Below are 12,020 nucleotides of genomic sequence, written 5' to 3'. Positions count from 1 at the left end.
TATTTGAGCAACGAAGAAGACCGGGGCACCGCCCTGTCCTTCTCTGTTGGCCAAATACCCATGCCGCCCTTGCCACCCGTGCAGGCGCGGCATTCCGCCCACAGCTTATCCACAGCATATCCCGATGGACCGCGGGGCGCATAAGGTGGATAACGGCCCCCAGCCGAGTCGAAGGTCGGAGACCATGGGATGAGCGAGTTGCGCGCCGTCGAAATCAGGAAGCCCGGCGAGATCGCCGAGGCCGCCGCCGCGCAGGCGGTGCCCTTCTCGATCGAGGCCGAGCAGCAATTGCTGGGCGCGCTCCTGACCAATAACGAGGTCTACGACCACGTCTCGCGCATCATCCAGGCCGGGCATTTCTACGACCCGGTCCATCGCCGCATCTACGAGATCTGCGCCGAGCGCATCGCCAGGAACGCCCTGGCGAGCCCGGTCACGATCAAGGCCTTCATGGAGCATGACGCGGGCCTGAAGGAACTGGGCGGCCCGGCCTATCTGGCGCGGCTGGCGGGGGCGGCGATCTCGTCCCATGCCGCGCGCGACTATGCGCAGATGATCCGCGAATTCGCCCTGCGCCGCGAGTTGATCGGGCTGGGGCAGGACATCGCCGCGCGCGCCGCCACCGTCACGGTCAGCGATTCCGCCGAGGAGCAGATCAAGGAGGCCGAGCAGATCCTCTACAAGCTCGGCGAGCAGGGCGTGGCCGAGCGCGGCTTCCAGAGCTTCCTGGCCGCCGTCACCGGGGCGCTGAACGCCGCCAATGCCGCCTTCAGCCGCGGCGGCGGGCTGTCGGGGATCTCGACCGGGCTCGTGGACCTGGACGGCAAGATGGGCGGGCTGAACCGTTCGGACCTGGTCATCCTGGCCGGGCGGCCGTCGATGGGCAAGACCTCGCTGGCCACGAACATCGCCTTCAACGTCGCCCGCGCGCATCGCCTGGGCGAATTGCCTGACGGCAGCCACGGCACGGTGGCGGGCGGCGTCGTGGGCTTTTTCAGCCTGGAGATGTCGGCCGAGCAATTGGCCGCGCGCATCCTGTCCGAGGCGGCCGAAGTGCCCAGCGAGGCGATCCGCCGCGGCGACATGACCGAGGACGAGTTCCGCCGCTTCGTCAAGGCCGCGCATGACTTGCAGAACTGCCCGCTTTACATCGACGACACCCCCGCCCTGCCGATCAACCAGTTGGCCGCCCGCGCCCGCAAGCTCAAGCGCACCATGGGGCTGGACCTGCTGATCGTGGACTATCTCCAGCTTTTGCGCGCCGCCTCGGCCAAGGACAGCCGCGTCAACGAGGTGAGCGAGATCACCCAAGGGCTGAAGGCCGTCGCCAAGGAACTGGACATCCCCGTCGTCGCGCTGTCGCAGCTGTCGCGCCAGGTCGAGAGCCGCGAGGACAAGCGCCCGCAGCTGTCCGACCTGCGCGAATCCGGCAGCATCGAGCAGGATGCCGACATCGTGATGTTCGTCTTCCGCGAGGAATATTACCGCGAGCGCGAAAAGCCCGCCGACCACGACCTCGACAAGATGGCCACCTGGCAGCAGGTCATGGAATCCTGCCACGGCAAGGCCGAGGTCATCATCGGCAAGCAGCGCCACGGCCCGATCGGCACGGTCGAGCTATCCTTCGAGGGCCGCTTCACCCGCTTCGGCAATCTTGAAAAGCATCGCAGCTGGGATCGCGGTGAATGAACCTGCCGGTGCCGTTCGTCACCATCGGCCTGCTGATCCTGTCGAACCTGTTCATGACCGTCGCCTGGTACGGGCACCTGAAGTTCAAGACCGCGCCGCTCATGCTGGTCATCCTGGTCAGCTGGGGCATCGCCTTCTTCGAATATGTGCTGCAGGTGCCCGCGAACCGCAGCGGCTACGGCCATTTCAACGCCGCGCAGCTCAAGACCATCCAGGAGGTCATCAGCCTGTCGGTCTTCGTGCTGTTCTCCTGGGCGTGGCTGGGCGAGAAGCTGACCTGGAACGTGGCGGCCGGCTTTGCCTGCATCTGCCTGGGCGCCTTCCTGATCTTCCACGATTTCGGCGGCTCGGCGCATTGACGCGAAACTGTGCCCTGTAAACAGGCGATTGCCTTTGCCCGCCGGCCGGGCAAAGGTGCGGGCATGAGCAGCGCGACCCCTTCCCTTCCCCGCCGGCCAAGCATCCTGACCCTGGTTTCCATCTCGGCCGCCGGGGCGCTTTCGATGAACATCTTCCTGCCCTCGCTGCCGGCCATGGCGCGGGATTTCGGCGTGGAATACGGCTTCATGCAGCTGTCCGTCTCGGCCTTCCTGGGGGTCAGCGCAGTGCTGCAACTGCTTTGCGGCCCGATCAGCGACCGCTATGGCCGCCGGCCGGTGGTGCTGGGCTCCTTCGCGATCTTCCTGCTGGCGACCGTGGGGGCGCTGCTGGCCAGGGATGCGGCCTGGTTCATGCTGTTCCGCCTGATCCAGGCGGTCGCCACCACCGGCTTCGTCATCAGCCGCGCCGTGGTGCGCGACATCGTGCCGGCCGAGCAGGCGGCCAGCATGATCGGCTATGTCACCATGGGCATGTCGCTGGTGCCGATGGTCGCGCCCACGCTGGGGGGCGTGCTGGACGAGACCCTGGGCTGGCGCGCCAGCTTCGTCGCCATGGGGCTGACCGGGCTGGCGGTCATGGCGCTTTGCGCCTTCGACCTGCCCGAGACGGCGCGCGGCGGCGGCGTGCCGCTGCGCCGGCAGGTCGCCACCTATCCGGTGCTTGCCCGCTCGCAGCGCTTCTGGGGCTATGCGCTGGCGGCGACGCTCAGCGCGGGGTCGTTCTATGCCTATCTGGGCGGCGCGCCCTTTGTCGGCCAGGTGGTGCTGCACCTGTCGCCGGCCGAGGTCGGCTATTGGTTCGCCGGCCCCTCGATCGGCTATGCGCTGGGGAACTACCTTTCGGCGCGGTTCTCGACCCGCATCGGCATGAACCGGATGATCCTGTCGGGGGCGCTGATCTGCTCGGTCTTCCTGGTGCTGGCGCTGGCGGTGGACCTGATGGGCGGGCTGACGCCGCTGGTCTTCTTCGGCTCGGTCGGGCTGATGGGGCTGGGCAACGGCATGGTGCTGCCCAATGCCAATGCCGGGATGATGAGCGTGCGCCCCGAACTGGCCGGCACCGCCAGCGGGCTGGGCGGCGCCATGGCGGTGGCGGGCGGCGCCGGGCTGGCGGCGCTGGCCGGCGCGCTCTTGCACGACGAATCGGGGGCGGCGCCGCTTCTGGTCATCATGGCCGGGTCGGCCATCGCCTCGATCGGCTTCATCCTCTGGGTCATGATCCGCGAAAGGCAGGTCATCGCCGGCCGCTGATCCCCCTTGCGGCAACGCCTTTGCAAAGCGTATGGCTGCTTTGCAAAGAGGACTCGCATGGCCACACAAAAGATCTATGCCGGCGTCGCCCTGCGCGAGACGCGGGCCCGCGCCGGCCTGACCCAGCGCGCCTTTGCCGACCGGCTGGGCGTGTCGCTGCCCTATCTGTCGCAGATGGAGAACAACCACCGCCCGGTCTCGGCCGGGGTGCTGCTGAAGCTGGCCTCCGAGTTTTCGGTCGATCTGGGCGCCATGGCGGTCGGCGATGCCGAGCGCATGGTGATGGACATGGCCGAGGCGCTGGCCGATCCGCTGTTCGACGCCACGCCGCCCCGCGCCGACCTGCGGCTGGCCGCGACCAACGCCCCGGCGCTGGCGCGCGCCTTCCTGGACCTCTATCGCGCCCATCGCGAGGGGCAGGAGCGGCTGGCGGCGCTGGACGAGGCGCTGGGGGCGGGGGCGCAGAACGCCACCCCCTCGCCCTGGGAAGAGGTGCGCGACTTCTTCCACTACTGCGACAACTATATCGACGCGGTGGACCACGCCGCCGAGCATTTCGCCCGCATCCGCCCCGAGCAGCGCCCGCTGGACCGCGCCATCGCCGCCCTGGCCGAGCGCGGCATCGAGGTGGTAACGGCCGAGCTGGGCAGCGGCCCGGTCTATCTGCGCGACGGCAAGCGCATCACCCTGAACGCGGCGGCCGAGCCCGCCACGCAAGCCTTCCAGCTGCTGCACCTGCTGGCGCTGGAATCGCGCGGCGACCTGCTGGAGGCGACGCTGGAACTGGCGCGCTTTCGCAGCGGCTCGGCCCGCGACATCGCCCGGCTGGGGCTGGCGAACTATTTCGCCGGCGCGGCGATGATGCCCTATTCGCGCTTCCTGGCCACCGCGCGGGCCGAGCGGCACGACCTCGAGCGGCTGGCGCATCTGTTCCACGCCTCGCTGGAACAGGTGGCGCATCGGCTCTCGACCCTGCAACGCGGCGGCGACCGGGGGGTGCCGTTCTTTTTCGTCCGCGTCGACCAGGCGGGCACCATCACCAAGCGCCATTCCGCCACGCGGATGCAATTCGCCCGCTTCGGCGGCGCCTGTCCGCTGTGGAACGTGCATCAGGCCTTCGAGACGCCCGGCCGCTTCCTGCGCCAGCTGGCCGAGACGCCGGACGGCAAGCGCTACCTGCTGCTGGCGCGGGACGTGTCCAAGCCCGCGGGCGCCTTTGGCGCGCCGGTGCGCCGCTTCGCCATCGGCCTGGGCTGCGAGATCAGCCATGCCCGCGACGTGGTCTATGCCGACGGGCTGGACATCGGCAATCCGCAGCTGTTCGAGCCGATCGGCGTCTCCTGCCGGATCTGCCCGCGGCCGAACTGCCACCAGCGCTCGGTGCCGCCGGTGGACCGCCATATCCGCATCCCGGCGGATCGCCCCGGCCCGCTGCCCTACGAGATCGCCTGAAACCGCCGCAAACGCCGCGACCCGCGGCGCGGTTCCCGGCGCGCAGGCGGAACAGCCGCGGGGAATCACTGAACCGGCCAGTCTGAACCCGTTCGTTTGCCCATTTTGCGGGCAGCGTCATCCGGCCGCCTGCTGCGCCGAACCGAACCGGACGGTCAAGACGCGCCATCCGATTCCGCGGGGAAAAATGCCTTCAATCTTTCATAGATTCATGGAAAGGCCCGTTCCCATCAACCCATGGTTGCAGTTTTGGCCCCTTTGCGCCCGGCGGATAACCACCCGCGCCGCCAGCCCCGATCGGCGTCAATCCGCCCAAGCTTCGGGCAGGCCCCCCGCCCCTGTTGCGCTTTGACCACAGGTCGGATTTATCCGTGCGCAGCCATGACCGCCTTTGCCCGGCAGGTCGGCCGAAACAACATGGACCTGGGACATTGCGGATCACCCACAGCCTGAATTCGGTGCTTGAGCGCTGGCTGCCAGAACAGCGCCTTTTCCTGAAGTCGGACAAGACCACCCGCTTCCTGCGGCTGCGTCCGGCCACGCAGCTTCTTGCCCTGGGGGGCATCGCGCTGGTCTTCGGCTGGTCGATCATCGCCAGCTCGATCCTGGTCATCGACGCGATCAGCGCCGGCTCGTCGCGCCACCAGGCCCGGCTGGCGCAAAGCGCCCTGGAAGCGCGGCTGACCGACCTTTCCGCCGAACGCGACCGCCGCGCCGCCGAGGCGGTGGCGGCGCAGAACCGCTTTGCCGTGGCGCTGGACCAGGTCTCGCACATGCAATCGCTGCTGCTGGAGACCGAGGCGCAGCGGCGCGAACTGGAAACCGGGCTGGGCGCGGTGCAGGCCGACCTGCAGGACGCGGTGAAGGCCCGCCAGCAGGCCGAGGCGCTGGCCGGCCCCGAGGGCGAGGCCGCCCCCGTCCGCACCGCCGAACTGCAGGCCGCGCTGGACATCCTGGCGGGCGAGCTGAAACAGGCCGCCGGCCAGCGCATTGAGGCGGTGCAGCAGGCCGAGGACGCCCGCCGCCTGGCCGAGGCCGTCACGCTGGAGCGCGACCAGATCGTCGCCCGCAACGACGAGATCCTGTCGCAGCTGGAAGACGCCGTGTCCGTCTCGGTCAAGCCGCTGGACGACATGTTCCGCAGCGTCGGCATGAACCCGGACGAGATCCTGCGCACCGTGCGCCGCGGCTATGCCGGGCAGGGCGGCCCGCTGAACCCGGTCAGCTATTCCTCCAGCGGAAATGCCGAGATCAGCCAGGGCGAGGCCAAGGCGCAAGAGATCCTGATCACCCTGGACCAGATGAACAGCTACCGCATCGCGGTCGAGAAGATGCCGCTGGCCATGCCGGTGAAATCGGCCTTCCGCTATACCTCGCCCTTCGGCCGCCGCTGGGGCCGCGCGCATGAGGGCATCGACATGGCCGCCCCGGTCGGCACCCCGGTCTATGCCACGGGCGAGGGCACGGTGATCTTTGCCGGCTGGCAGCGCGGCTACGGCAACCTGATCAAGATCCGGCACGAGCTGGGCACCGAGACCCGCTATGGCCACCTGTCCAAGATTCGCGTGAAGGCCGGTCAAAAGGTGTCGCGCGGCAGCCAGATCGGTGATATGGGCAATACCGGCAGATCGACCGGGCCGCATCTTCACTATGAAGTCCGCGTGAACGGCCGTGCCGTGAATCCCATGAGCTTCATCAAGGCAGCCCAAAATGTTTTCTAAGACCCGTGTTACCGAACCCGGCCCCCGTACCCAGCCGACCCCCGAGCCCGAACCGGCGCGCGGCCTTGACACGAGTTACGACATTCCGGCAGCCGCGGCCCCGCGTGCGCGCACCGCGCCTTCGGTGCTGTCCGCGGACCTGACCGTCACCGGCAACATCCAGACCCAGGGCGACGTCCAGGTCGAAGGCACCGTCGAGGGCGACATCCGCGCCCATCAGCTGATCGTCGGCGAAAGCGCCACCATCCGCGGCGAGATCGTCGCCGAGGAGGTCGTGGTGAACGGCCGTGTCGTTGGCCGCGTCCGCGGCCTCAAGGTCCGCCTGACCGCCACCGCGCGGGTCGAGGGCGACATCATCCACAAGACCATCGCCATCGAATCCGGCGCCCATTTCGAGGGCTCGGTCCAGCGCCAGGAAGATCCGCTGGCCAATGGCGTGACCCCCAAGCTGGCACCGCCCGCCCGCGCGGCCAATGCCGAAGCCGAGTGATCCCGGCATCGGCGCAAGATCGGTGCAAGATAGATGATCGGGCGGCCGCGGGGCCGCCCTTTTTCATGGCTCGGGGTCCGGCATCAGCAGCCGGTACATGTGCCAGCTGGCATGGCCCAGCACCGGCAGCACGACGAAAAGCCCCAGGAACAGCGGCGCGATGCCCGCGAACAGCAGCGTGGCGATGACCACGGCCCAGGACAGCATCACCGGCAGGTTCGCCCCCACCGCCTGGAAGCTGGCGATGATGGCCGAGACCAGGTCCACCTCGCGGTCCAGGATCAGCGGCAGCCCGACCACGGTGATCGAGAACAGCACCGCGGCAAAGCCCGCCCCGATCGCCGTGCCCGCCCCCAGCATCACCAGCCCGCGGCCCTGCAGCAGCACCTCGGGCGAGGAGGTGATGTTGGTCAGCGCCGAAACGCCCATGAACAGCGCGAAGGTGGTATGGGCGACAAAGACCCAGAACATGAACATCAGCAGGATGACCATGGCCATCGACGGCACCTGCCGGTCCTTTTGCGCGATGACCACGGCCAGCACCTCGCGCCAGATCAGCGGCCGGTCCGATTCGATGCGCCGGCTGACCTCGTAGAGGCCGACGGCGGCAAAGGGCGCGATCAGCGGAAAGCCGACGATGAAGGGCATCAGCCACCATTCCTGCCCCGCCGCCGTGGCCACCGCGGTCAGCACCAGCCCGCCCGCGACATAGAAGGCCGCGAACAGCAGGCCAAAGGCCGGGGCGCGGCGGAAATCCCGCCATCCCGCCGCCAGCACCGCCGGGATGGCGTCCAGCCCGATCACCGCCGGCAGCGGGATCTCGTCCGGGCCCGGATCGGGCAAGGGGTCGGGCAGCGGCTGCCGCTCGGGCTCGGGGATGGGGGTGGGAATGGGCTTGGGGTCCGAATCGGTAAATACCATCTGCTCCTCCGTCAATGCGACGAAGGTTAGCAGGCCCGCGGCAAAGAAAAAGCCTTAGCGCGCGAAGCGCTCGACCAGCGCGTCCCGGACGGCGGGGGGAACGAATTTCGACACGTCCCCGCCCAGCCGCGCGATCTCCTTGACCAGTTTCGAGGCGATGGCCTGCCGGCGGGCGTCGGCCATCAGGAAGACCGTCTCGATGCTGTCGTCCATGGCGCGGTTCATGCCGACCATCTGGAATTCGTATTCGAAATCCGCCACCGCCCGCAGGCCGCGCACGATCACCGTGGCGCCGACGTCGCGGGCGCAGTCGATCAGCAGGTTCTCGAACGGGTGGACCACGATCTCGCCGCCGCGCTTGGCGACGATGCGGTCGCATTCCTCGCGCACCATGGCGACGCGGTCCTCCAGCGCGAACAGCGGGCTCTTGTCGCGGTTGATGGCGACGCCGATCACCAGCCGGTCCACCAGCTCCAGCGCGCGCTGGATGATGTCCAGGTGGCCCAGGGTGATGGGATCGAAGGTGCCTGGGTAAAGCCCGATGCGCATGGGGTGCCGTCTCCTCGCCGAATGCCGGCAGTCAAACAGGGTTTCGCCAAGGAATGCAAGACCATGCGCCCGTCCCGCATGTCGCGGGGCGGGCCAGCGGGCCGGGTCAGTTGCCCATGATCATCCCGGTCAGCGCCTCTTTTTCCGCCGCGAGTTCCTTGAGCCGGGCCGAAACCGCATCGCCGATCGAGACGATGCCGACCATCTCGCCCCGCTCGTCCACCACCGGCAGGTGGCGGAAGCGGCCCTGGGTCATGCGGTCCAGAATCACCAGCGCATCCTCGCCCGTGGTGCAGGTCGCCAGCTTGCGGGTCATCAGCTCGGTGATCGGCTGCTCCAGGACGGCGGCGCCGCGCTTGCCCAGTTCGCGCACCACGTCGCGTTCCGACAGGATGCCCAGCGGGATCTTGCCGTCCTCGGATACCACGATCGCACCGATGCGCTTTTCCGAAAGCAGCTTCGTGGCCTCGGCCACGCTGGTTTCCGGGCCGACGGTGAAAATCTCGCCGCTGGCCTTCATCGACAGGATCTGGTTGACGAGCATTGCTGTTCCTCCTCCGGGTTGGCGCAAGCGTCCTGACGCCCAGCGTCACCTCAACCCCGGCTTGCGTCAAGCCCGATGTTGCAGTGCAGCGATCAAGGGATGACAAGCGCCTGGAGCCGCGCCACCTCGGCCCGGATGCCCTGCGCCAGCGCATCCGCCAGCCGGTTCATCCGCTGCGAGCGGCGGTCGTCGGCATGCCGGATCAGCCAGAAGCTGCGCGTCAGCGAAACCTGCTCGGTCAGCACCCGCCGCACGCCGGGACAAAAGGGAATCGCGAAGTCATGCACGATGCCCAGGCCCGCGCCGACCCGGATCGCCTGCATCTGCACCGAGACCGAGTTCGAGGTCAGCGCCGCCCATTCCGCCCCCGTCTCGGTCAGGTAATCCAGTTCGCGGTCGAAGATCATGTCGGCGATATAGCCGATCATGCGATGGCCGCGCAGATCCTCGCGCGAGCGGATCGGCGGATGGGCGCGCAGGTAGTCCTCATGCGCCGCCAGGTGCAGCTGGTAGTCGGTCAGCCGCTGCACCACCAGCCGCCCGGCCTGCGGCTGCGAGACGGCGATGGCCATGTCCGCCTCGCGCTTGGACAGGTTGAAGACCCGCGGCAGGGCGACGATCTGGATCTCCAGCCGCGGATGCGCCTCGGACAGGCGCGCGCAGACCTGCGGCAGCAGGTAGTTGGCACAGCCGTCCGGCGCGCCGATGCGCAATTGCCCGGCCAGGTCGCCGGGGCCGGTCAGCGCCTCCTCGGCGCCGCTCAGCGCCGCCTCGACTGCCTCGGCATGGGGCAGCAGCCGCTCGCCCTCGGGCGCCAGGCCGTAGCCCTGCGGCGTCTTGATGAAAAGCTTGGCCCCCAGCGCGCCTTCCAGCCGCGCCACCCGCCGGCCCACGGTCGAGGCGTCGATGCCCAGCCGCCGCCCGGCCCCCGACAGGCTGTCGGCCCGCGCCACGGCCAGGAAAATGCGCAGGTCGTCCCAGTCCATGCCCGCCGCCTTTGCAGAAATGCAAAACCCTTTTGCCAGACTTCCTCTTTTTCCGGCAATGCTGCAAGTCTATGATCCCCCCGAAACCTGAACCCCTCGGGAGGCACCCATGGAAGAACTGAGCCACTGGATCGACGGCAAAGAGGTCAAGGGCACCTCGGGCCGCTTCAGCGATGTCATGAACCCCGCGACCGGCGAGGTGATCGCCAGGCTGCCGCTGGCCACCCCGGCCGAGCTGGACGCCGCCGTGAAGAGCGCCGAAAAGGCACAGGTCGCCTGGGCCGCCACCAACCCGCAGCGCCGCGCGCGGGTGATGATGAAATTCGGCCAGCTGATCCAGGACAACATGGATGCCCTGGCCGAGCTGGTCTCGCGCGAGCATGGCAAGACCCTGCCCGACGCGCGCGGCGACGTGCAGCGCGGGCTCGAGGTGATCGAGGTCTGCATGGGCGTGCCCGCGATGCTCAAGGGCGAGTTCACCGACAATGCCGGCCCCGGCATCGACCTTTACTCGATGCGCCAGCCGCTGGGCGTGGTCGCGGCCATCACCCCCTTCAACTTCCCGGCGATGATTCCGCTGTGGAAGATGGGCCCGGCGCTTTCGGCCGGCAACGCGATGATCCTGAAGCCGTCCGAGCGCGTGCCCTCGACCTCGATCATGCTGGCCAAGCTCGCGCAAGAGGCCGGGCTGCCCGACGGCGTGCTGCAGGTCGTCAACGGCGACAAGGAGATCGTGGACGCGATCCTCGACCATCCGACCGTGCAGGCGGTGGGCTTCGTCGGCTCGACCCCGATCGCGCAATACATCTATGGCCGCGCCGCGACCAACGGCAAGCGCGCGCAATGCTTCGGCGGCGCCAAGAACCACATGCTGATCATGCCCGATGCCGACCTGGACAAGGCGGCGGACGCGCTGGTCGGCGCCGGCTTCGGCGCGGCGGGCGAACGCTGCATGGCGATCTCGGTCGCGGTGCCGGTGGGCGACAAGACCGCCGACGCGCTGATCGAGCGGCTGATCCCCAAGATCGAGAAGCTGAAGGTCGCCCCCTATACCGCCGGCGAGGACGTGGATTTCGGCCCGGTCATCACCAAGGCCGCGCAGGAACGCATCAACCGGCTGATCGATTCCGGCGTGGAACAGGGCGCCAAGCTGGTGGTGGACGGCCGCGGGCTGAAGATCCAGGGCTATGAGAACGGCTTCTTCTGCGGCCCGTCGCTTTTCGACAACGTGACCCGCGACATGGACATCTACAAGGAAGAGATCTTCGGCCCGGTGCTGTCCACCGTGCGCGCGCAAAGCTACGAGGACGCGCTGAACCTGGTCATGGACAACGACTACGGCAACGGCACGGCGATCTATACCGCCGACGGCGACACGGCGCGCGACTTCGCCAGCCGGGTGAACGTGGGCATGGTCGGCATCAACTTCCCGATCCCGGTGCCGCTGAGCTACTACACCTTCGGCGGCTGGAAGAAGTCGGCCTTCGGCGACCTGAACCAGTATGGCCCGGACGCCTTCCGCTTCTACACCAAGACCAAGACCGTGACCGCCCGCTGGTTCTCGGGCATCAAGGACGGCGTGGCGCTGAACTTCAAGGCCATGGACTGACGGCAGGGGCGGGCGGGGGCTCTGCCCCCGCGTGCCCTGCACCCCTCGACGGGGTGCAGGGCACGCTCCCCCGGGATATTTCGACACGAAAGAAGCCGGGACGGCGACCTCCGCAGTTTCGCGCAAGGCTGCAAAACTGGCGCAACATTTCCCGGCCATGACCGGGCAAGGCAATTCATCACGAAAGACATGAGGGGGAGAGCATGGATTTCGGTCTGAGCGAGGAACAGGCGGCGATCTTCGATCTGGCTCGGGATTTCGGGGCCGATCATATCGCGCCGCAGGCCCGCGCCTGGGAAGAGGCGGGGACCATCCCGCGCGCCTTGTGGGCGCAGGCGGCCGAACTGGGCCTGGGCGGGGTCTATGTCGGCGAGGAGCATGGCGGCACCGGGCTTTCGCGGCTGGACGCCACGCTGGTCTTCGAGGCG

12 protein-coding genes are annotated in these 12,020 nt (G+C 68.3%); 8 read left to right on the top strand and 4 right to left on the bottom strand.

Going from position 1 to position 12,020, the window contains the following annotated elements:
• Positions 1 to 189: 189 nt before the first annotated feature.
• From FE811_RS00060 to FE811_RS00035, 6 genes are all read left to right on the top strand, one after another.
• Positions 190 to 1,689 carry a replicative DNA helicase gene (locus FE811_RS00060; RefSeq protein ID WP_116220510.1) on the top strand — a complete coding sequence of 500 codons (1,500 nt, stop codon included), beginning with the start codon at positions 190 to 192 and terminating at the stop codon, positions 1,687 to 1,689.
• Positions 1,686 to 2,048, top strand: coding sequence for a DMT family protein (locus FE811_RS00055; protein ID WP_036760088.1), 363 nt, complete (start codon positions 1,686 to 1,688; stop codon positions 2,046 to 2,048). The genes FE811_RS00060 and FE811_RS00055 overlap by 4 nt, the downstream gene beginning before the upstream one ends.
• A gap of 63 nt (positions 2,049 to 2,111) precedes the next feature.
• Positions 2,112 to 3,320: a multidrug effflux MFS transporter gene (locus FE811_RS00050; RefSeq protein WP_114537613.1), complete on the top strand. Its 1,209-nt coding sequence runs from the start codon at positions 2,112 to 2,114 to the stop codon at positions 3,318 to 3,320.
• Between the two features lie 57 nt (positions 3,321 to 3,377).
• Positions 3,378 to 4,772 carry a short-chain fatty acyl-CoA regulator family protein gene (locus FE811_RS00045; protein WP_036760093.1) on the top strand — a complete coding sequence of 465 codons (1,395 nt, stop codon included), beginning with the start codon at positions 3,378 to 3,380 and terminating at the stop codon, positions 4,770 to 4,772.
• A gap of 431 nt (positions 4,773 to 5,203) precedes the next feature.
• Positions 5,204 to 6,493 (top strand): M23 family metallopeptidase, encoded by a 1,290-nt coding sequence (locus tag FE811_RS00040; RefSeq protein WP_072462482.1) that lies wholly within the window; start codon positions 5,204 to 5,206, stop codon positions 6,491 to 6,493.
• Complete coding sequence (locus FE811_RS00035) at positions 6,483 to 6,983, top strand: polymer-forming cytoskeletal protein (RefSeq protein WP_072462481.1); 501 nt, start codon at positions 6,483 to 6,485, stop codon at positions 6,981 to 6,983. The genes FE811_RS00040 and FE811_RS00035 overlap by 11 nt, the downstream gene beginning before the upstream one ends.
• 63 nt (positions 6,984 to 7,046) lie before the next feature.
• Here FE811_RS00035 and FE811_RS00030 read toward each other — a convergent pair whose 3' ends face one another.
• From FE811_RS00030 to FE811_RS00015, 4 genes are all read right to left on the bottom strand, one after another.
• Positions 7,047 to 7,904: a DUF2189 domain-containing protein gene (locus tag FE811_RS00030; RefSeq protein WP_116221644.1), complete on the bottom strand. Its 858-nt coding sequence runs from the start codon at positions 7,902 to 7,904 to the stop codon at positions 7,047 to 7,049.
• Between the two features lie 54 nt (positions 7,905 to 7,958).
• Entirely contained in the window at positions 7,959 to 8,453 is a 495-nt protein-coding gene (coaD, locus tag FE811_RS00025) for a pantetheine-phosphate adenylyltransferase (protein WP_036761068.1), read from the bottom strand.
• Positions 8,454 to 8,559: 106 nt separating this feature from the next.
• Positions 8,560 to 8,997, bottom strand: a complete 438-nt coding sequence (locus tag FE811_RS00020) for a CBS domain-containing protein (protein ID WP_036761065.1) — start codon at positions 8,995 to 8,997, stop codon at positions 8,560 to 8,562.
• A gap of 92 nt (positions 8,998 to 9,089) precedes the next feature.
• Entirely contained in the window at positions 9,090 to 9,983 is an 894-nt protein-coding gene (locus FE811_RS00015) for a LysR family transcriptional regulator (RefSeq protein ID WP_036761062.1), read from the bottom strand.
• Positions 9,984 to 10,092: 109 nt separating this feature from the next.
• Between FE811_RS00015 and FE811_RS00010 the strand changes: the two genes are divergently transcribed.
• Both FE811_RS00010 and FE811_RS00005 read left to right on the top strand, forming a co-directional pair.
• Positions 10,093 to 11,592: a CoA-acylating methylmalonate-semialdehyde dehydrogenase gene (locus FE811_RS00010; protein ID WP_036761059.1), complete on the top strand. Its 1,500-nt coding sequence runs from the start codon at positions 10,093 to 10,095 to the stop codon at positions 11,590 to 11,592.
• A 203-nt stretch (positions 11,593 to 11,795) separates the two neighbouring features.
• A partial coding sequence (locus FE811_RS00005) for an acyl-CoA dehydrogenase family protein (RefSeq protein WP_140846468.1) occupies positions 11,796 to 12,020 on the top strand: 225 nt, incomplete at its 3' end.

This window comes from Paracoccus sp. FO-3 (assembly GCF_006386455.1).
Classification (GTDB): domain Bacteria; phylum Pseudomonadota; class Alphaproteobacteria; order Rhodobacterales; family Rhodobacteraceae; genus Paracoccus; species Paracoccus versutus.
This window is presented reverse-complemented; position numbering and strand designations above follow the sequence as displayed.

Bases quoted from the DNA above. Each gene is read 5' to 3' on its own strand.
- FE811_RS00010 (WP_036761059.1), top strand. From the start codon at position 10,093: ATGGAAGAACTGAGCCACTGGATCGACGGCAAAGAGGTCAAGGGCACC.
- FE811_RS00050 (WP_114537613.1), top strand. From the start codon at position 2,112: ATGAGCAGCGCGACCCCTTCCCTTCCCCGCCGGCCAAGCATCCTGACC.
- FE811_RS00060 (WP_116220510.1), top strand. From the start codon at position 190: ATGAGCGAGTTGCGCGCCGTCGAAATCAGGAAGCCCGGCGAGATCGCC.
- FE811_RS00030 (WP_116221644.1), bottom strand. From the start codon at position 7,904: ATGGTATTTACCGATTCGGACCCCAAGCCCATTCCCACCCCCATCCCC.
- FE811_RS00045 (WP_036760093.1), top strand. From the start codon at position 3,378: ATGGCCACACAAAAGATCTATGCCGGCGTCGCCCTGCGCGAGACGCGG.
- FE811_RS00035 (WP_072462481.1), top strand. From the start codon at position 6,483: ATGTTTTCTAAGACCCGTGTTACCGAACCCGGCCCCCGTACCCAGCCG.
- coaD (WP_036761068.1), bottom strand. From the start codon at position 8,453: ATGCGCATCGGGCTTTACCCAGGCACCTTCGATCCCATCACCCTGGGC.
- FE811_RS00020 (WP_036761065.1), bottom strand. From the start codon at position 8,997: ATGCTCGTCAACCAGATCCTGTCGATGAAGGCCAGCGGCGAGATTTTC.
- FE811_RS00015 (WP_036761062.1), bottom strand. From the start codon at position 9,983: ATGGACTGGGACGACCTGCGCATTTTCCTGGCCGTGGCGCGGGCCGAC.
- FE811_RS00055 (WP_036760088.1), top strand. From the start codon at position 1,686: ATGAACCTGCCGGTGCCGTTCGTCACCATCGGCCTGCTGATCCTGTCG.